The organism is Nocardioides sp. YIM B13467, from assembly GCF_042788075.1.
Lineage (GTDB): Bacteria > Actinomycetota > Actinomycetes > Propionibacteriales > Nocardioidaceae > Nocardioides.
Genome location: NZ_JBHZPJ010000046.1, coordinates 4,271,995 through 4,290,767 on the forward strand (window position 1 = coordinate 4,271,995; position 18,773 = coordinate 4,290,767).

The 18,773-nt window shown below is 70.8% G+C and carries 17 protein-coding genes; 8 read left to right on the top strand and 9 right to left on the bottom strand.

Annotation, left to right across the window (positions count from 1 at the left end; genetic code table 11):
• Window positions 1-45 precede the first annotated feature (45 nt).
• Window positions 46-1,098, top strand: a complete 1,053-nt coding sequence (locus ACFX43_RS27690) for a M36 family metallopeptidase (protein ID WP_378839548.1) — start codon at window positions 46-48, stop codon at window positions 1,096-1,098.
• Window positions 1,099-1,114: 16 nt separating this feature from the next.
• Here ACFX43_RS27690 and ACFX43_RS27695 read toward each other — a convergent pair whose 3' ends face one another.
• Entirely contained in the window at window positions 1,115-1,777 is a 663-nt protein-coding gene (locus ACFX43_RS27695; RefSeq protein ID WP_045552031.1) for a response regulator transcription factor, read from the bottom strand.
• Entirely contained in the window at window positions 1,756-3,030 is a 1,275-nt protein-coding gene (locus tag ACFX43_RS27700; RefSeq protein ID WP_378839555.1) for a sensor domain-containing protein, read from the bottom strand. The genes ACFX43_RS27695 and ACFX43_RS27700 overlap by 22 nt, the downstream gene beginning before the upstream one ends.
• 110 nt (window positions 3,031-3,140) lie before the next feature.
• Between ACFX43_RS27700 and ACFX43_RS27705 the strand changes: the two genes are divergently transcribed.
• From ACFX43_RS27705 to ACFX43_RS27715, 3 genes are read left to right on the top strand one after another with little or no spacing between them, the layout of a single operon-like run.
• Entirely contained in the window at window positions 3,141-3,932 is a 792-nt protein-coding gene (locus ACFX43_RS27705) for an ABC transporter ATP-binding protein (protein ID WP_378839560.1), read from the top strand.
• Complete coding sequence (locus ACFX43_RS27710; RefSeq protein WP_378839563.1) at window positions 3,929-5,812, top strand: FtsX-like permease family protein; 1,884 nt, start codon at window positions 3,929-3,931, stop codon at window positions 5,810-5,812. Before ACFX43_RS27705 ends, ACFX43_RS27710 begins: the two co-directional genes overlap by 4 nt.
• A gap of 54 nt (window positions 5,813-5,866) precedes the next feature.
• Window positions 5,867-6,403 (top strand): HIT family protein, encoded by a 537-nt coding sequence (locus tag ACFX43_RS27715; RefSeq protein WP_378841179.1) that lies wholly within the window; start codon window positions 5,867-5,869, stop codon window positions 6,401-6,403.
• A 33-nt stretch (window positions 6,404-6,436) separates the two neighbouring features.
• Here the strand turns inward: ACFX43_RS27715 and ACFX43_RS27720 are convergent, their stop codons facing one another.
• Both ACFX43_RS27720 and ACFX43_RS27725 read right to left on the bottom strand, forming a co-directional pair.
• Complete coding sequence (locus ACFX43_RS27720) at window positions 6,437-6,895, bottom strand: OsmC family protein (RefSeq protein ID WP_378839567.1); 459 nt, start codon at window positions 6,893-6,895, stop codon at window positions 6,437-6,439.
• A gap of 181 nt (window positions 6,896-7,076) precedes the next feature.
• A complete protein-coding gene (locus ACFX43_RS27725; protein ID WP_378839572.1) occupies window positions 7,077-9,260 on the bottom strand; it encodes an acyltransferase family protein in 2,184 nt (727 codons plus the stop codon).
• Window positions 9,261-9,451: 191 nt separating this feature from the next.
• Between ACFX43_RS27725 and ACFX43_RS27730 the strand changes: the two genes are divergently transcribed.
• From ACFX43_RS27730 to ACFX43_RS27740, 3 genes are read left to right on the top strand one after another with little or no spacing between them, the layout of a single operon-like run.
• Entirely contained in the window at window positions 9,452-10,570 is a 1,119-nt protein-coding gene (locus tag ACFX43_RS27730) for a sugar ABC transporter substrate-binding protein (protein ID WP_378839575.1), read from the top strand.
• The gene (locus tag ACFX43_RS27735; protein ID WP_378839592.1) at window positions 10,567-11,316 is read left to right on the top strand and encodes an ATP-binding cassette domain-containing protein; all 750 of its coding nucleotides are present in this window, start codon (window positions 10,567-10,569) and stop codon (window positions 11,314-11,316) included. The genes ACFX43_RS27730 and ACFX43_RS27735 overlap by 4 nt, the downstream gene beginning before the upstream one ends.
• Window positions 11,313-12,581: a sugar ABC transporter permease gene (locus tag ACFX43_RS27740; protein ID WP_378839597.1), complete on the top strand. Its 1,269-nt coding sequence runs from the start codon at window positions 11,313-11,315 to the stop codon at window positions 12,579-12,581. Before ACFX43_RS27735 ends, ACFX43_RS27740 begins: the two co-directional genes overlap by 4 nt.
• Window positions 12,582-13,275: 694 nt before the next feature.
• On the opposite strand, the gene ACFX43_RS27745 is transcribed toward ACFX43_RS27740, so the two are convergent.
• Together ACFX43_RS27745 and ACFX43_RS27750 are read right to left on the bottom strand one after the other, a co-directional pair.
• Complete coding sequence (locus ACFX43_RS27745; RefSeq protein ID WP_378839603.1) at window positions 13,276-14,019, bottom strand: ABC transporter permease; 744 nt, start codon at window positions 14,017-14,019, stop codon at window positions 13,276-13,278.
• Window positions 14,016-14,981 carry an ABC transporter ATP-binding protein gene (locus ACFX43_RS27750; RefSeq protein WP_378839607.1) on the bottom strand — a complete coding sequence of 322 codons (966 nt, stop codon included), beginning with the start codon at window positions 14,979-14,981 and terminating at the stop codon, window positions 14,016-14,018. Before ACFX43_RS27750 ends, ACFX43_RS27745 begins: the two co-directional genes overlap by 4 nt.
• 90 nt (window positions 14,982-15,071) lie before the next feature.
• Between ACFX43_RS27750 and ACFX43_RS27755 the strand changes: the two genes are divergently transcribed.
• Window positions 15,072-16,019 carry a PLP-dependent cysteine synthase family protein gene (locus tag ACFX43_RS27755; protein ID WP_378839612.1) on the top strand — a complete coding sequence of 316 codons (948 nt, stop codon included), beginning with the start codon at window positions 15,072-15,074 and terminating at the stop codon, window positions 16,017-16,019.
• Window positions 16,020-16,036: 17 nt separating this feature from the next.
• On the opposite strand, the gene ACFX43_RS27760 is transcribed toward ACFX43_RS27755, so the two are convergent.
• From ACFX43_RS27760 to ACFX43_RS27770, 3 genes are all read right to left on the bottom strand, one after another.
• Window positions 16,037-16,381, bottom strand: a complete 345-nt coding sequence (locus ACFX43_RS27760; RefSeq protein ID WP_378839615.1) for a hypothetical protein — start codon at window positions 16,379-16,381, stop codon at window positions 16,037-16,039.
• A 30-nt stretch (window positions 16,382-16,411) separates the two neighbouring features.
• Window positions 16,412-17,635, bottom strand: coding sequence for an FAD-dependent oxidoreductase (locus ACFX43_RS27765; protein WP_378839619.1), 1,224 nt, complete (start codon window positions 17,633-17,635; stop codon window positions 16,412-16,414).
• A 75-nt stretch (window positions 17,636-17,710) separates the two neighbouring features.
• Entirely contained in the window at window positions 17,711-18,754 is a 1,044-nt protein-coding gene (locus ACFX43_RS27770) for an alkaline phosphatase family protein (protein ID WP_378839626.1), read from the bottom strand.
• Between the last annotated feature and the right edge of the window lie 19 nt (window positions 18,755-18,773).

Below are 18,773 nucleotides of genomic sequence, written 5' to 3' on the forward strand. Positions count from 1 at the left end.
ACCCGGCCGTACGGCCGTTCATTCCAGGAGAAGACCATGCCCCACATGCGCAGACTCTCGATCGCCGTCACCGCGGGCCTGGCGGCCACCGCCGGGTTCGCCGTCCCGCTGAGCCCGGTGACCGCGGCCCCTGGCAGCGGCTCCTCCGAGGGCACCGCCCGCGTGTTCATGGTGAACCCGGTCCAGTCCAGCAACGACCAGTCCCTGAGCGACCAGAAGGACGCGGCGAGCGCCGTCCCGGACAGCGCCTACGCCGAGGTGCCGCTGACCCACCTCGACGGCTCGGGCTACCTCCGCGGGGACTACGCGGTCGTCGAGTCGAGCACCGGTACCCCCGCGCGCTCCACCACCAACAGCTTCTCCTACGACCGCCACCAGGACCAGTTCGAGCAGGTCATGGGCTACTTCTGGGTGACCCGGGCGCAGACCTACCTGCACACCCTCGGCTTCGGTGAGACGCTCCCGGGCGTCCTGAACGAGCCGTTCTCGGTGAAGATCAACCAGTACGGCGGCGACAACTCCTACCAGACCGACAAGCCCTACCGGATCCGGCTGGGCAAGGGCGGTGTCGACGACGCCGAGGACGCCGAGGTGATCGTCCACGAGTACGGCCACGCCGTCCACGCCAGCCAGGTGCCCGGCTACGGCAGCAGCCTGGACGCCGGTGCGATCGGGGAGTCGTTCGGCGACTACCTCGCCGTGACGGTCGGGCTCGACGCCGCCTCTGAGTTCGGCTGGCCGGTCGCCGCCGACCCGTCCTGCCCGATGGACTGGGACGCGACCTCCTACACCGACGCCCCGCACTGCATTCGCAGCTTCCACCTCGACCTGACCCTCGAGGACCGCCGCAACCAGGTCCACTACGACGGCCAGATCTGGAGCCAGGCGCTGTGGGAGATCCGCGAGGGCTACGAGGCACTCGGCCTCTCCACCCGCGACTGGGACACCACGCTGATCTTCTCCCAGTTCTCCTACGCCCCGGACACCAGCTTCCAGGCCGCGGCCGCCGAGACGTACGCCGCAGCGGCGGCTCGCGACGGCCAGGCCGCCGCCGACCTGGTCCGCGACCGATTCGCCGCCCGGGGGATCACCTTCTGATCATCACGCTGCTCCGCTAGGCCTCGCGCAGGTAGGCGAGGACGGCGGAGACGCGTCGGTCGGTTGTGGGGTCGAGCCGGAGCTTGGCGAAGATGTTGCCGACGTGCTTGCGCACGGCGGCCTCGGAGACGAACAGCGCGGTTGCGATGCTGCCGTTGGTGCGGCCCTCGGCCATCAGGGCGAGGACCTCGCGTTCGCGCTCCGAGAGCACGTCGAGCGGACCGTCGGGTTGGTGCCGGTTGAGGAGGCCGCGTACGACCTGGGGGTCGACGACCGTCTCGCCGCCGGCCACCCGGTCCAGGCTGTCGAGGAAGTCTCGGACGTGGCCGACCCGGTCCTTGAGCAGGTAGCCGATGCCGCCGCCACCGGTGGTGTCGAGGAGCTCGGCGAGGTAGGCGTCGGCGACGTAGGCCGAGAGCACCAGGACGGCCAGGTCGCGGTGCCGCCGTCGCAGCTCGGCGGCGGCACGCAGCCCCTCGTCGGTGTGGGTCGGCGGCATTCGGATGTCGGTGATGACCACGTCGGGCCGGGTGTGGTCGGTGAAGGCGAGCAGGGCGTCCGCGTCGCCGACCGCGGCGATGACCTCGTGGCCGGCTCGCTCGAGGATGGCGAGGAGGCCCTCGCGCAACAGCGCGGCGTCCTCGGCCAGGACGATCCTCAGGGGAGCGCGGTCGGGCACGTCATCCTCACTTCCGTGGGTCCGCCCGGTGGGCTGGTGACCTCCAGGTGGCCGTCCAGGGCGGCCAGACGCGTGGCCAGACCGGCGAGACCGCCCCCGGGACGCACCGTGGCGCCGCCGACCCCATCATCGCGTACGCCGACCTCGAGCCGGCCACCGGTGACCTGCCCCTGCACCCGGGCCGAGCGAGCACCGGCATGGCGGACCGCGTTGGTGAGTGCCTCGGCGACCACGAAGTACGCCGCGGCCTCGACCGGCGCCGGCAGCCGGCCGCCCACCTGCAGGTCGACCGAGACCGGCAGCCCGGCGGCGTCGGCGAGCTCGCGGACGGCAGCGGTGAGCCCGTGGTCGACCAGCACCCGCGGATGGATCCCGCGGACGGTGGCGCGAAGCTCGGCCAGCGCCGTCTCGGCCTGAGTGTGCGCCTGCCGGACGAGGTCGAGCCCGGCACCCTCGGGCACCTCCAGCTCGGCCAGGCCGAGGGTCATGGTCAGCGCGACCAGCCGCTGCTGCGCGCCGTCGTGGAGGTCGCGCTCGATCCGGCTGCGCTCGGTCTCGAAGGCGTCGACGAGGTCGACACGGGACCGACGCAGGTCGGCGACGGCCGCGGCCATCCGGGTCTGGGCCGGCTCGAGCAGGAGCCGGGCGAGGCTTGCCTGGGCGGCGGCGAGGAGGGTGGCGGCGTACAGACCGGCGATCAGCAGCACCAGCCCCGGGGCCACGGCGATCCAGGCCTCGGTGGGCGTGTTGAGCTGCCAGGGACCGAAGGCGACGGGACCGTCGAGCCGGACCAGGATCGGGGCCAGCACGAGCACGCCCGGGATGGTGATGATCAGGTTGAGCGCGACGGCGTCGACCAGCCACATGACCGTGGCGAGCAGCACGGTGTAGCCGACCTCGGGCCCGGAGACTCGCAGCCGGCGCAGTGCCCGGAGGCGGTCGCTCCAGGCGATCGGCTCCGGCCGCTCGGCCGGTCCCGGGCGGACCTCGGGAAGGACCAGCCGGAGGCGTACCCGTTCCACGTCGGCGACGAGCGCCGCCAGCAGCGGGATCCCGGCGAGAACCAGCACCCCGACCAGGAGGACCAGGGTGAGCAGTCCGACGCCGACCAGCACGAACAGCAGGAAGGCGACGACGAGACCGATCAGAGCGCCGGAGGCCAGGTAGGCCAGGGCGCGCCAGGGCCAGCTGGAGGCGAGCAGCCGCCAGGGAGAGGAGCGCAGCGCGGCCCAGACGTCGGGTGGAGGTCTCATGGCTCTCGAGCCTAGGCAATCACGACCCCGCGGCGAGGTAGCGCACGCGCTACCTCGCCGTCGCGTCTGCGCCCGTGTGCGTGCCGCGTGCGAGGCGTTTGCTGGAAGCCATGACCGCCACCCTCCCGGCCGCCGTCCACGCGCCCCGGCCGCCCGGCCCGCCCGCCGTCGTGCTCGACGACGTCACCCGCACCTATCGCTCCCGCTCCGGCAAGGTCGACGCCCTACGGGGCGTGAGCCACGCCTTCGCGTCCGGGACGTTCACCGCGATCATGGGCCCGTCGGGATCGGGCAAGTCCACGCTGATGCAGATCGCGGCCGGCCTCGACCGGCCCACCAGGGGCAGCGTCCGGGTCGCCGGCACCGCCCTGGCCGGCCTGAACCGGACGACGCTGACGAAGCTGCGCCGACAGATGATGGGCTTCGTGTTCCAGCAGTACAACCTGCTCGACGCTCTCACCGCGTACGACAACGTCGCCCTTCCCGCCCGCCTCGCCGGGCGGCGCCCGGATCGCGCCCAGGTGATCGGGGCGCTCGAGCAGGTCGGTCTGCACGGGCTCGCCCGGCGGCGGCCGCCGGAGCTCTCCGGCGGCCAGCAGCAGCGCGTCGCCATCGCGCGTGCGCTGCACGCCCGGCCCGCGGTGCTCTTCGCCGACGAGCCCACCGGTGCGCTGGACCGCCACGCCGGACGCGACGTGCTCGAGCTGCTGCGCAACCTCGTCGACGCGCCGGTGACCCACGGGCCGGCGCAGACGGTCGTGATGGTCACCCACGACCCGCTCGCCGCGTCGTACGCCGACAGCGTGCTGTTCCTCGCCGACGGCCGGGTCGTGGGGCAGATGGAGCGCGCCGATCCGGCCCGGATCGGCGCCCGCATGGCCGAGCTGGAGCCCGTGCGATGAACCTCGTCTCGCTGGCCGCGCACAGCCTCAAGAGCCTGCGCCAGTCGTGGCCTCCGTACGCCGGGGCCGCGGTCGCCCTCGCCGGCGGCATCGCCCTGATCACCCTCGCCACCAACATGCTGGGAGCGCTCGGCACCGCCACCGACGGGCTGGACCCGCAGACCCGGACGCAGATCGACGACCTCGGGTCGCTGTTCGGGATCATGGCCGGCATCTCGCTCTTCCTGGCGCTCTTCGTGGTCTCCTCGACCTTCGGGTTCGTGGTGGCCACCCGGCGCCGTGAGCTCGGCCTGCTCCGCCTGCTCGGCGCCACCCCGCGCCAGGTGCGGACCCTGCTGCTCGGAGAGGCGCTCGCGGTCGCGGCCGTGGGCACGGTCGCGGGCTGCCTGCTCGGCACAGCGGTGACGGTGCCGGTGCTGCGCATCCTGCACCAGGCCGGGGTCACTCCGGTCCTGCTCGCGATGCCGAGCCAGGGCACCGGATGGGCGATCGCCGCCTCCTGCGGTGTCGGGGTCGCCCTGGTCGGGGCCTGGCGCGCGGGCGCCCGGGCGGGACGTACGCAGCCGGTCGAGGCGCTCCGCGACGCGGTGCTCGAGCGGCGACGGCCGACGGTGGTCCAGGCGCTGGTCGCGCTCGCCGCGGCCGGCGCGCTGGTCGCGACCGCCGTGCTCGCTCCCGAGATGCCGCTGCTGTTCGCCCTGCTCGTGGGCATGTTCCTGCCGATCGTCGCCGTGATCGGGGCCAACGCGGTGGGCGGCCTGCTCTACACCGAGCTCGCGGCGTACGCCGGTGCCACGGTGGCGCGACGGGACCCGGCGGCGCACCTGGCCCGCGACCTCGCCCGCACCAGCAGCCGGATGACCGCCGCGGTGGCGGCGCCGGTGGTGGCCATCATGGCGGTGGCCGGCTCGATGGTGCTCGCGGTCGGTGCGACCGCCGACTGGAGCGAGGGTGCCGACCGGGCCTCCCTCAGGGCGGAGCTGGTCGTCGAGCAGGCCGAGCGCCCCGAGGGGATCCAGGACGTTCCCGGGGTGGATGTGAGCGACGTACGCCGCACGGCGCAGGTCGGGTTCGGGGGCGGTCCTGAGGACGTCGAGGTCGTCGACGTCTCCAGCGCTGCCGCGACGCGCAGCCTGCAGGCGACGCAGGGGAGTCTCTCCGACCTGCACGGCCGGGCGATGGCGGTCACCGCCTCCTACGTCACCGACCTCGGTGGCCGGGTCGGCCAGACCCGCCGGATGCGCATCGACGGCCGGACCGTCAAGGTGCGCCTGGTCGCGGTCGTCCCCGACGCCCCGAACCTGTGGAGCGACATCATCGTGCCCGGCGACCTGCCACGCATCGACAGGGTCGCCCGCGACACCGGAACGGTCTTCGTGCGCACCGACGCCGGCGCGGACGTCGCCGGGACCGCACGGTCGATCCGGGAGACCGGGGCCGAGGTGAGCACCGGCGAGGAGTGGGTCGGAGCGGTCTCGGCCGAGGCGCGCGAGATGAACACGGTCGTGCTGTGGGTGATGCTCGGCCCGGCCGGTGTCTACGCCGCGATCGCGGCCGTCAACGCGGTTCTGATCGGGGCGAGCCAGCGCCGCCGCCAGACCGCCACCGCCCGGCTCGTCGGCGCAACCCCGGCACAGGTGCGCCGGACCGCGCTCTGGGAGACGGTGTTCACCGGCGCCGGCGCCCTGCTGGTCGGCGGCGCGGTCACCGGGTTCACCGGCTGGCTGTTGCGGCAGGCGGTCGTACGCGACGTGCCCGAGGCGCCGCTGACGTTCCCCTGGCAGGCACTGTCCGGGATCACGGCGGCCTGCCTGGTCGTGCTGCTCGCCGCCGCCGTCGCCGGGACCTACGCGCTGCGGGGCGGGGAAGCGCCCGACTGAGCCTGTTCTGAATGGGCCTGTGAGGGGTTAAGTAGTGTTTGCCGCGTGACAGAGATGGACGGCGTACTCACCCAGGACGGCATCGGCGAGGGCGACGGTCTGGAGCGGCTGTGGACGCCCTACCGGATGGCCTACATCCGCGGGGAGAACAAGCCCACCGACCCCTCGGAGACGAAGTGCCCGTTCTGCCGGGTGCCGACCCTCGAGGACGCCGAGGGCCTGGTCGTCCACCGCGGCGAGACCTGCTTCGTGGTGCTCAACCTCTATCCGTACGCCCCGGGCCACATGATGGTCTGCCCCTACCGTCACGTCGCCGGCTACGTAGAGACCACCGACGAGGAGGCCGCCGAGATGGCGGTGCTGACCAAGCAGGCCGTACGCACCCTCGCGGGCGTCTCGCAGGCCGAGGGCTTCAACATCGGGATGAACCAGGGCACCGCGGGCGGCGCCGGCATCGCCGCCCACCTGCACCAGCACATCGTGCCCCGCTGGGTCGGCGACCAGAACTTCATGCCGATCATCGGCCGCACCAGGACCCTGCCGCAGCTGCTGACCGACACCCGCGACCTGCTCGCGCACGCTTGGGGTTAGTCGGCGGTCCAGCTCGCCCGATGGCTGCCCGGGTCAGTGTGCGTCCGAGGAGGCAATGACAACGATGGTGCCGTGGACGTCGCAGGTGGCGGCAAGGGTGTTGTAGACGGTTCCGTAGCCTGCCAGGTTGCGTTGCAACAGGTCGAGACGCCGTTGAGGTTCGTTGGTGACCAGCCGCAGTTCGTAGACGAATTCGGTGAACATCGGCGGTGCGTCCTGGCGGCGGGCGGTGACCTGCACCTCGGCGCGCTCGTACTGGAACGACAGCAGGTCGTTGGCGCGCGCCAGGTTCTTCAGCAGGCACGCCGCCAGTGCCGCGGCGAGCAGATGTGCTGGACCTGGTAGCTCGGACGGTGCCGCACCCCAGCTGGCGTCCAGGGCGACGGTTTCGCCGGCGGTGTGGACATGAGCGGGTCCGCCTGCAATCGAGCGACCCGTGACCGTGTAGGTCATCGGGGCGGCGGACGACGGTGTGCCTGTGTCGGTGTCCATCACCTGAGAGTCGTCGCGGTGCCTGGATGTGGACAGGGCAGGACGTCCCGGAAGCGAGGGCCCAGCGGCCCATGTTGCACCCAGCATCCGCATCTCCACCGACCAGGCTCCGGCCCCTGCGCACACCTGCCGCGCGAGGAGATGCTCGTCGAGATCGACGCGCTCGCGGTCGCCCGCTGAGCTAATCGATCACCCTGACGAGCTCCTCGCTGAGGTAGGGCGCCAGGGTGCGGGCGTAGCGCGAGGTGATGTGGTTGCCGTCGCGGTAGACGATGACGTTGCCGATCACCGCCGGGCAGATCTTGTCTCCACAGAACAGGTGGGTCAGGTCGACTAGGTGCGCGTTGGGGTCGAGGGCGACCGCGTCGCGGTGCGGGTCCTTGACGAGTACGTCGGTGCGCGGCCGCCCGCACGCCTCGCCCGCGGTCTCGGGGGAGTGCCGCTGGATGCAGCCCAGCGTGGTGCGGAGATAGGCGGCGTTGTCGGGCTCGAACATCGGGTTGTCGACGAGCGCGATCACCGGGACGTCCTTCGAGGGCCGGTGGCTCCAGGCCTCGACCAGACCGTTGACCGTGGACTCGTACGGCGTCTCGCCGCCCAGCGGCTGGGTGGTCTTGCGTGCCGAGTGGGTGACGATGATCGCGTCGAGGTCCTGCTGCTCGGGAGCCCGCAGGTAGGCCTCGAGCTGCCGGTTCCACTCCGCGCAGGCGGGGCGGTTGTCGGCGATGTTCCGGCCGAGCGGCCGGGCGTTCCAGTGGCAGGCGGCGCGGGCGGCGACGTCGATGCGCCAGTTGCGCTGGTCGCCGATCAGGTCGAGGGCGCCGACAGGGGCGACGGCGTGCGAGTCGCCGACCATCAGCAGCCGCTTCTGGTAACCGTCGACCGCCCCGTTGGGGCAGGCGTTGAAGCGCACCGGACGTTCCTCGAAGGACCAGCACTGGCCCCGGTTCTCGTCGTCCGCGCCGATCGCGGCCACCGCCGGGATCAGCTCACCCCGAAGGTCGGGGTTGCGGCACGAGCCTCCCGCGGAGCTCACCGCCAGCGCGGACGCACCGAGGCACTCGGTCGTGAAGGGGTCGGCGGTGGCGAGCCGGGCCGCCGCCGCCATCGCCCTGTCCTCGGAGTGGTCGATCGCAGCCAGGCCGCTCCAGCCGGCGCCGACGGCGACCACGAGAGCAGCCAGGGTGGCGACCAGGGCTCGCGGTCCGCCTGGCCTGATGACGTACGTCTGGACCTGGCGGGTCACCAGCCGGTTGGTCGCCCAGGCGAGCAGCGTCGAGACCGCCAGCACGCCCGCGGCCGAGGCGACGGTGAGTCGCTCCCCGCCGGAGTAGTAGAGCCACGCGATCAGCAGCGGCCAGTGCCACAGGTAGAGCTCGTAGGAGACGTCGGCGACGAACCGCAGCGGGCGGGTCTCCAGCAGCTGGCGCGGCCCACGTGGCGACGGGGTGGAGCCGACCATCACCAGCAGCGCCCCGGCGACCGGCCACAGGGCCAGCGGCCCCGGGAAGTGGTCCGCGCCGTCCATCACGAAACCGCAGGTCACGACCAGGGCTAGGCCGGTCCATGCGACGTACGGCTTGATCTTCTCGGGCAGGCTCAGGCGGCGCAGAGCGAGCGCGGCGAGGGCGCCGGCGGCGATCTCCCAGAAGCGGGTGACGGAGTTGAAGTACGCCGCCGCCTGGTCGGATCCGGAGACCTTGATCGCGTAGACGAAGGAGAGGGTGAACGCGGCCGCGGTCAGCACGAACAGCACCCGTGCGAGGCTGAGCCGCCTCAGTCGGCCGCGCGCCACGATGCGGAGCACCAGAGCCAGCCCGACGACCACCAGCGGCCACAGCAGGAAGAACTGCCCCTGCACCGCGAGCGACCAGAAATGCTGCACCGGAGTCGAGGACGGCCCCGCGGCGCCGTAGGAGAGCTGGCTGGCGATGAGCTCCCAGTTGAGCGTGTAGGTCGCCGCCGCGATGAGCTCGCGGGTCGTCTGCGTCCACAGCGTCTGCGGGATGAAGACCACCATCAGCGCGGCCGTCGCGGCCAGCACGATCAGCGCCGGCGCGGCGAGCCGCGCGAACGTACGTCCATAGTGCTCGCCGAGCCTCACCCGGCCGCGCTCGGCCCTGCCCACCAGTGACCGGGTGGCGAGGAAGCCGGAGATCACCAGGAAGACGTCGATCCCGCCCGAGACCCGGCCGTTGCCGAAGAGATGGAAGGCGACCACGAGCGCCAGGGCGATGCCGCGCAGGCCGTGGATCTCGCTGATGTGTCCAGCGGTGTGCCCGGAGCTGTGCCCAGATTTGGGGCTGTTGGGATCGCTGTCGGCCCGGTTGGTCGTGGGCGTGCGGAAATCCGAGGTGGCGGTCACGTGATCGCTGTTCTAGTGGACGTGGGCGGGTGGGAGCGGTCGCAACGTAACGAGCATTGGTGACCTGAAGGCATACGGCCGTTATCAATCCGCTGTCGAGATCTCCTCAGAACGGCTTCACATCGCCGCTGAAGGAGATAGGTTGCACCCCGACGTGACTTAGATCACACCCAGGACTGAGGAGTTCGACGATGAACACGCACAAGATCGGCCGCCTGATGGCGGTCGCAGCGGTGGCGACCCTGTCGACCGCATCGCTCGTTGCATGTGGAGGCTCGGATGACGGTGGCGACTCGGGAGACTCGGGCGGCACCGACGTCGGAGTGATCCTCCCCGACGCGACCACGTCTCCCCGGTGGGAGTCCCAGGACCGGCCCAACCTCGAGAAGGCGTTCGCCGATGCCGGCCTCGAGGCCACGATCCAGAACGCTCAGGGCGACACCGCCAAGTTCGGTCAGCTGTGCGACAGCATGATCAACGAGAACGTCAAGGTCATCATCATCACCAACCTCGACTCCGAGTCGGGGGCGTCCTGCCTGAAGAAGGCCGCCGACGCGGGCGTGACGAGCATCGACTACGACCGGCTGACGCTCAACGGCGGCGCCTCCTACTACGTCTCCTTCGACAACGTGAAGGTCGGCGAGCTGATGGGCACGGGCCTCGACGAGTGCATCACTGCCGCGGGCAAGAAGGGCGGCAACATCGTCTACGTCAACGGCGCGGCCACCGACAACAACGCGGCCCTGTTCAAGTCGGGCTACGAGAAGGCGCTCGAGCCGAAGATCGCCGACGGCACCTACAAGCTCGTCGGCGACCAGTCGGGGGAGTGGGACGCCACCAAGGCCGGGAAGGTCTTCGACCAGATGTACACCGCCAACGGCGGAAAGATCGACGGCGTGGTCTCGGCCAACGACACCATGGCCGGCGGCATCATCGCCCGGCTGAAGGCCAACAACGCGCAGGGCAAGATCCCGGTGACCGGCCAGGACGCCTCGGTCGAGGGTCTGCAGAACATCCTTCAGGGCTTCCAGTGCGGCACCGTCTACAAGAACACCGCGCTCGAGGCCAAGGCCGCCGCGGACCTGGCGATCGCGCTGATCGAGGGTGACAAGGATGCTGCCGAGGCGCTGGCCACCGGCAGCGTCGAGGACACCGAGGCCGGAACGGACGTGCCGTCCGTGCTCGCCGAGCCGGTCTGGGTCACCAAGGAGACCGTCGGTACGGTCATCGAGGACGGTCAGGCCGACGCCGCGGAGGTGTGCGCCGGCGCGATCGCCGACCTGTGCACCGAGAACGGCGTGCCTCAGTGAGTTCGCTGCTGGAGCTGCGCGGCGTCGAGAAGTCCTTCGGCGCCGTGCAGGTCCTGAGCGGAGTGGACCTCACGGTGCGGGCGGGCCGGGTCACCGCGCTCGTCGGCGACAACGGCGCCGGCAAGAGCACCCTGATCAAGGGCATGGCGGGGATCCATCTCTTCGACGCCGGTGACTACCTCTTCGAGGGTGAGCCGGTGAAGGTGACCAACCCCAAGGAGGCCGCCGCGCTCGGGATCGAGGTCGTCTACCAGGACCTCGCCCTGTGCGACAACCTCGACGTCGTCCACAACATGTTCCTCGGCCGGGAGATGAGACGACTGCGGCTGGTCGATGAGGACACCATGGAGCAGCGCGCTCGCGAGACGCTCGACGGTCTCTCGGTACGTACGCTGACATCGGTGCGTACGCCGGTGGCCTCCCTCTCCGGTGGCCAGCGCCAGACCGTGGCGATCGCCCGAGCCGTGCTGTGGAACTCGAAGCTGGTCATCCTCGACGAGCCGACCGCCGCGCTCGGACTGGCCCAGACCGAGCAGGTGCTCCGGCTGGTGCGGCGCCTGGCCGACCGGGGCCTCGGCGTCGTGCTGATCAGCCACAACCTCAACGACGTCTTCGAGGTCGCCGACGACATCGCGATCCTGTATCTGGGCCGCATGATCGGTCAGATCGAGGCCGCCTCCACGACGCGCGAGCAGATCGTGCAGGCGATCACCACCGGCGTCGTTCCTCAAGGAGGTGCGGCATGAGCCTTGATGCCGATGACCCGACGATCGCCGCGGCGCCGGATCCGGAGCCCGACAACTCGCTGGGTGGGATCTTCCGGGCCTACATGGCCAAGCTCAGGGGTGGTGAGGTCGGCTCTCTGCCGGCGGTGCTGGGTCTGATCGCGCTGGTCGTGGTCTTCTCCGCGCTGCGCCCCGACCAGTTCACCAACTCGTTCAACTTCGCCAACCTGATCGGTCAGTCGGCAGGCGTGACCGTGCTCGCGATGGGCCTGGTCTTCGTGCTGCTGCTGGGCGAGATCGACCTGTCGGCGGGGTTCGCGGGCGGCACGTGCGCCGGGGTGCTGGGTGTGCTCCTGACCCGTCAGGAGTGGCCGCTGGTCCCTGCGCTGCTGGGGGCTCTGCTCACCGGAGCGGTGATCGGCCTGACCATCGGGCTGCTGGTGGCCCGGCTCGGGATCCCGTCGTTCGTGGTCACGCTGGCCGCGTTCCTCGGGCTGCAGGGCGTACTCCTGACGATGATCGGCGAGGGCGGGACGATTCCCTACCGCAACGACTTCATCAACGGTCTCAACAACGCCAACCTGCCGGTCTGGCTCGGCTGGGTGCTCGGCATCGTCTGCATCGTGGGCTATGCGGCCTTGACGTACGTCACCGATGCGCGCCGCCGCGCCAAGAACCTCACCGTCCAGCCCATCCTGCTATGGGCGCTGAAGACAGGGCTGCTGACGGTCGTGGTGCTCGCCGTGGTCGGCTATCTCTCCGTCGAGCGCAGCCGAAACCCGGCGCTGACCTCGCTCAAGGGGGTGCCGGTCTCGTTGGTGGTGATCGTCGGCCTGCTGATCGTGCTCACCTTCACGCTGACCCGCTCCGCCTGGGGCCGGCACGTCTACGCGGTCGGCGGCAACGCCGAGGCGGCACGTAGGGCCGGGATCAACGTGTTCCGGGTGCGCCTGTCGTGCTTCGTTCTCTGCTCCACCATGGCGGCGGTGGCCGGCATCATGATCGCCAGCCGGACCAACTCGGTGAACCCGAACACGGGCGGCGAGACGACCCTGCTCTATGCCGTGGGTGCTGCCGTCATCGGCGGCACCTCGCTCTTCGGTGGCAAGGGCCGGGTCATCGACGCCGTCATCGGTGGCACCGTCGTGGCAGTCATCGACAACGGGATGGGCCTGCTCGACCAGCCCCAGGGCACCGTCTGGATGGTCACCGGCCTGGTCCTACTGGTCGCGGCCAGCGTCGACGCGATCTCCCGGCGGAGAGCATCGGCGACAGGGCACGTGTAGCCCTCCTCGCCGAGACTGCAGAAGTGGCGGACGAAACGACAGTTTCGTCCGCCACTTCTGNAGGCGCTCGCGCTCGTCGCGTACGCCGGTCTGGCGGGACTGGGCGAGGAGCTGCTCCTGGAGACGGGCGTTCTCGGCGAGGGCGTTCTCCAGCCGGACGATCGTGTCGGCCCGCTCCTGGCTGACGGCGTCGAGGTGCATGCTGTAGCGGGCCATCAGGGTGGCGAGGCCGAAGTTGACCACGAAGAGCACGGGCAGCGCCGCGCTCTGCCACGGGCTGTCGTACGGCGGCGGCCCGCCGGTCTGGCCGGTGGCCATGATCAGTGAGGTGGCCGCCATCGCCACCCATCTCCAGCGGCCGCGGAAGGACTCGAAGGCGTCCAGGAAGCCGACCCAGGCGAAGATGCAGAAGAGCGGATGGACGATGGTGAGGGCGGCGGCCAGCAGGGTGCGCCCGACGTAGCCGACCGGATGTGGGCGGCCGTAGACATACATCCACCGCCAGATCCACACCGCGGTCGCGGCCACCAGCACGCCGAGCGTCACCTGCATGCCGAGCGTGTGCGGGCCCATCTCCGGGATGGTCGCGACGCTGATCACCGTGGCGAGCGCGAGCAGCACGAAGGGCAGCACCTTGAGGTTGCGCTCCCAGCGCTGCTCGTGCTCGACGGCCGAGGTCATGGGTAGGACCCTCTCATTCCCAGCGGAAGGCGCGCACGGCAATCAGGTAGAGCACCACCGTCCAGCCGCCCATCACCACCAGATCCATGAGCGCGGGGAAGTCCCCGGCCGCGGCGTCGTTGAGCGCGTTCGAGGCGGCGCCGTAGGGCGTGAACGAGATGATGTCGCGCACCGTGCCGCTGAAGACCTCGACCGGGAAGTAGACCCCCGCCGTGAACATCGACGGGAAGAAGACCACCATCCCCACCACCTGCCCCGTCTTCGCGTTGGGGGAGACCGCGGTGATCGCGGCACCGATCCCCAGCGAGACGGCCAGCGCCAGGACGTACGCGACGACGTAGCCGACCAGCGACTCCGGCAGCGGTGTCCCGAACACCACCCGGCCGAGGACGATCACGATCACCGACGACGCCGCGACCGCGACCGCGTGCACCAGCACCTGACCGAGGAGGATCGAGGTGGGGCGGGCCGGCGTGGTGCCGAGGCGTCGCAGCACGCCGCTCTCGCGGTAGCCGGTCAGTGTCGGCGGCATCGTCATGATCGCCGCCATGATCATCGAGAGCAGCACGGTGACGGGCACGTAGAGGTCGATCAGGCTCCGGCCGCCGAGGTCGGCGCTGTCCTCGCGGAAGCTCGGGATCACCCCGAGCACCCCGAGCAGCAGGCTCGGGAAGAGGACGATCCAGAAGAGCGAGAGCCGCTCGCGGGCGAAGAGCCGGGACTCCGTACGGATCACGGCGATGGTCGGGCTGGTCATCGGGGCGCCTCCTGGCGGGTGTCGGTCTCGGTCTCTGCATCGGTCTCTGCATCGGTCTCGGTGAGGTCGAGGTAGGCGGCATCGAGGCTCCCCGCGGCGACCCGGAGCCGCTGCGGGGCGACGCCCTGCGTACGCAGCACCTCGACGACCGCGAGCGCGACCCCTTCGGTGCCCTCGACGGTGACGGTGCCGTTCTCGCTGCGCGCGGCGGTGACGCCGTCGAGCTCGCGCAGGGAGGCCAGGTCGATCGCGACCGGCGTCTCGAAGGTGGTGATGGTGGCCGCGGACGCCGAATCGATGAGCCCCGCCGGGGTGTCCAGCGCCCGGATCCGGCCGGCGTCGACGATGGCGATCCGGTCGCAGAGCGTCTGCGCCTCCTCCATCGAGTGGGTGACCAGCAGGACGGTCACACCCCGGTCGCGTACGTCGCGCACCAGGTCCCACACCTCACGACGGGCCCGTGGGTCCAGGCCCGTGGTGAGCTCGTCGAGCACCACGACCCGCGGCCGGCCGATCAGCGCCAAGGCGATCGAGAGCCGCTGCTGCTGACCGCCGGAGAGGTTCTCGAACCGCTGCCGCAGATGAGGACCGAGGCCGAGCCGCTCGGCCAGCGGCGCCCACGGCTCCGGGTCGGGGTAGAAGGCGCTCCACAGCTCCAGCGCCTCCTGGACGGTGATCTTCTGCTGCAGCTTCGCCTCCTGGAGCTGTACGCCGAGCACCTCGGTCACGGCAGCACGGTCCGTCCATGGGTCGATGCCGTGGACCCGGATCCGGCCGCGGTCGCCGACCCGCAGGCCGGCGATCGACTCGACGGTCGTGCTCTTGCCGGCTCCGTTGGGGCCGAGGATGCCGAAGATCTCGCCTTCGTGGACGCTCAGGCTGATCTCGTCGACCGCCACCTTGTCGCCATAGGTCTTGCGCAGGCCGTCCACGACGACCGCTGGTTCTCGCTCCTGATGCATACCTCCAGCCTGGTCGGTGACGCGGTCTCACGGATCGGGCGATCGGCGCGAGTGGGCATCAGTCGATCGGTTGATGCGACGATGGACCCCATGCGCTACGACAACCTGCTGGCGTCGGTCGGGGGCACCCCGTTGGTGGGGCTGCCCCGCCTCTCGCCCTCTCCCGACGTACGTCTGTGGGCCAAGCTCGAGGACCGGAACCCCACCGGCTCGATCAAGGACCGCCCGGCTCTTCGCATGGTCGAGGAGGCCGAGAAGGACGGCAGGCTCCGTCCGGGCTGCACGATCCTGGAGCCGACCTCCGGCAACACCGGGATCTCGCTGGCGATGGCGGCCAAGCTCAAGGGCTACCGGATCGTGTGCGTGATGCCCGAGAACACCTCCGAGGAGCGGCGCCAGCTGCTGCGGATGTGGGGCGCCGAGATCGTCTCCTCGCCCGCCGCCGGTGGCTCCAACGAGGCCGTCCGGGTCGCCAAGCGCCTCGCCGCCGAGCACCCCGACTGGGAGATGCTCTACCAGTACGGCAACGCCGCCAACGCGCGCGCCCACGAGGAGGGCACAGGACCCGAGATCCTCGCCGACCTCCCCTCGATCACCCACTTCGTCGCCGGACTCGGCACGACCGGCACGCTCATGGGTGTCGGCCGCTTCTTCCGCACCGCCAAGCCGGAGGTACGCATCGTTGCCGCCGAGCCGCGCTACGGCGAGCTCGTCTACGGCCTGCGCAACCTCGACGAGGGCTTCGTCCCCGAGCTCTACGACGCGTCCTTGATCGACGCCCGCTTCTCGGTCGGCCCACGTGACGCCGTACGCCGCGTCCGCGAGCTCCTCGAGCTGGAGGGCATCTTCGCCGGCATCTCCACCGGCGCCATCCTCCACGCCGCCCTCGCCCAGGCCGCCAAGTCACTCAAGGCCGGGGAGAAGGCGGACATCGCCTTCGTCGTCGCCGACGGCGGCTGGAAGTACCTCTCCACCGGGGCGTACGAAGGCACCATCGACGACGCCGAGGAAGGCCTCGAGGGCCAGCTCTGGGCCTGACCGCCGCTGGTCGAGCCTCAGCGGCAGAAGGCGTAGACGACGAGGCCGTGGTCCTCGCCGGAGAAGACCTGGTCGAGGGCCTTGCCGGTGAGGTGGGCGTCGACGTAGCGCGGGGCGGGGCCGGTGGCGACGATGGCGTGGCCGGGGAGCGTGCCGGTCATGTCGCGCGGGGCCTCGGCGCTCCAGCAGTCGTGCTTCGCGATGAGGGCGGCGGGGCTGCCGGGGGCCATCGGGCGCCCCGACCAGACGCTCCCGGCCTCGGACTCGGCGCCGAGCTGCACCAGCACTGCGGCGACGGCCGATGCGTACATCGCCCAGATGCCGAGCGCCAGGAACCCCTTGCGTCCGAGGAAGGCTCTCACTCCTGGGAAACGCGGCAGCAGGCCCCGGAGTTACGGTCGGTGGCCGGGGGCGGCCACGTCGTGGTCGTGGATCCAGGCGAGATGACGGTCGTACGCATCGCCTGACCCGAGCCGCTTGTTGCGGGCCTGGGCGCGAGGGCCGTCGGGGAGGTGGAGGACGTCGGCGGCGGCCAGCGAGGCGACCTGGATCCGGCGGGTGCGGTCGCGGCGGCGTAGCTCATAGGTCGTGGTGGCGCGGTCCCAGTCGTCGGTGGCGAGGCAGTCGGCGAGGACGATCGCGTCCTCGATCGCCTGGGCGGCACCCTGGCTGTGGTGGGGCACCATCAGGTGAGCGGCGTCGCCGAGCAGCGTGACCCGGCCGCGCGACCAGGTGGCCAGGGGTGGACGGTGGAAGAGGCCCCAGTGCTCCGAGCACGGTGCCGCGGAGATCATCTGGACCACGGCCGGATGCCAGCCGGCGTACGCATGGACGTGCTCGTCCGGGTCGGCCGGCCAGGACCACGAGTCCGGTGCCCATGGTCCGAGCTGCCGCTTGACCAGCAGGAACGCGTGGTCGCCCTTGCCGACCGGGTGATGCATCAGGTGGCCGTCGGTTCCCGTCCACACCTGCACACGGCCAGGATCGGGGAGCAGGGTGAGGTGCGAGCGCGGGACGATCCCACGCCAGGCGATGCAGCCGGAGAACTGGGCGTCGTCGTAGCCGACGACGTGCTCGCGCAGCATCGATCCAGCGCCGTCGGCGCCGATGACCAGGTCTGCCTCGACCGACTCGCCGCCGGCGAACTCCAGCGTCACGGGGCCGTCGCCGGGATCGGTGAGCGCGACCAGACGGTGGCCGAGGTGGAGCCCCTCGGTGCCGACCGCCTCGCTCAGGAGCGCGTGCAGGTCGGCGTGATCGATGCCGTAGCACGGAGCCCCGGCGCGGTCGGCGTACTCCGCGGCGGAGAGCACCCGTCCGATCGCGGCGCCGGTGTGGCCGTCGCGCCAGACCCAGCCGCCGACGGTCGCCGCCGCCTCACCGAGATCGGGCTCGAGCCCGAGGCGCTCCAGGAGCCGGGTCGCGTTGGCCGGTAGCAGCACGGCGTCGCCGGCAGGGCGCGGATCGGTCACAGCCTCGTACACCTCGACCTCGACGCCCCGCCGGCGAAGCTCGACGGCGAGAGTCAGGCCGCCGATGCCGGCGCCGATGATCGTGACCCGCCGGGCACGACGATCCCTGCGTAAAGCTGCCCGAGCCATCCGGGTGACTGACATCGCACGCTCCTTGGGGAGGTTACGTTCGAAACGTACCTCAGGGGCGTGTGTGCTCGTGGACGGTTATGGCAAACATCATTTGACGTCGAGCGTCTGCTTCTTGCCGATGTCGCTGGTCCCGATGGGGCCGAGGCCGAGGAGATCCAGGGCCAGGTTGCCGAGGTCGGCGTTGCGTACGGGCTGAGGGCCTTCGTAGTCGGGCCGGCCCTTGCCGGGGTCGCGGTAGTCGTCGGCGTTGAGCTCGTAGAGATCCGTGCCGGCGCCGGCGTCCGGTCCCCAGACGATGAACGGGATCCGGTAGTTCTCGTAGACCTTCTCGGAGTGGTTGGTGATGCCCGGCTTGAAGCCGTGGTCGGCGGTGAGGATGACGTCGAGCTCCTTCGCCAGCCCGCGGTCGGCGTCGACGACGTCGAGGAACTCGCCGACCTGGGCGTCGGACTCCTCGACGGCCTCCAGATACTCCGGCGACATCCCGCCCGAGGCGTGCCCGGCGACGTCGGGAAGCGACAGATGTACGAAGGTGAGGTCGCGCCGCTCGTCGGCGAGGTCCTCGGCGGCTTCCGGGACCAGCTCGTCGTGGTCGTCGATCGGCACGTAGAGGTCGATGTCGTCCTCCCAGGCCCGCTGCCACAGCTCGAACTTCTGCTTGGTCACGAAGACCCCGGTGCTGAGCCCGGCCTCGTGGGCGACGGTGAACATCGAGTCTTCGTTCTTCGATATCGACTTCGACGGGTCACCGACGTTCCAGGTGACCCCGTGGCCGCCGTCGTCGGCGTTGATCGGGTCGCTGGTGACCATGCTGGTGTGGTTGGGCAGGGTGATGTTCTTCTCATAGGCCGTGCGGGCGTTGAGCGTCGAGGCGCCCTCGTCGATCATCCGGTGGATGTTGGGCGTCTTCGCCGGTCCCAGCTTCGCCAGCGCATCCGGGTTGAGCCCGTCGATCGAGATCGCGAGCACCTTGCGGCCGACCTGGGTGGGCTCACGCTCCGCACGGTCGCGACCATCGCCCGTGTCGCCACCGCTACCGCCGCCGTCCCGGTCGGGCAGGGCGGTGAACGCCACGACGAGCACGACCACGAGGAAGATGCCGAGGGAGACGAGGGGAAAGAGGCGACGCACCGGCACACCCTAAGTGAAC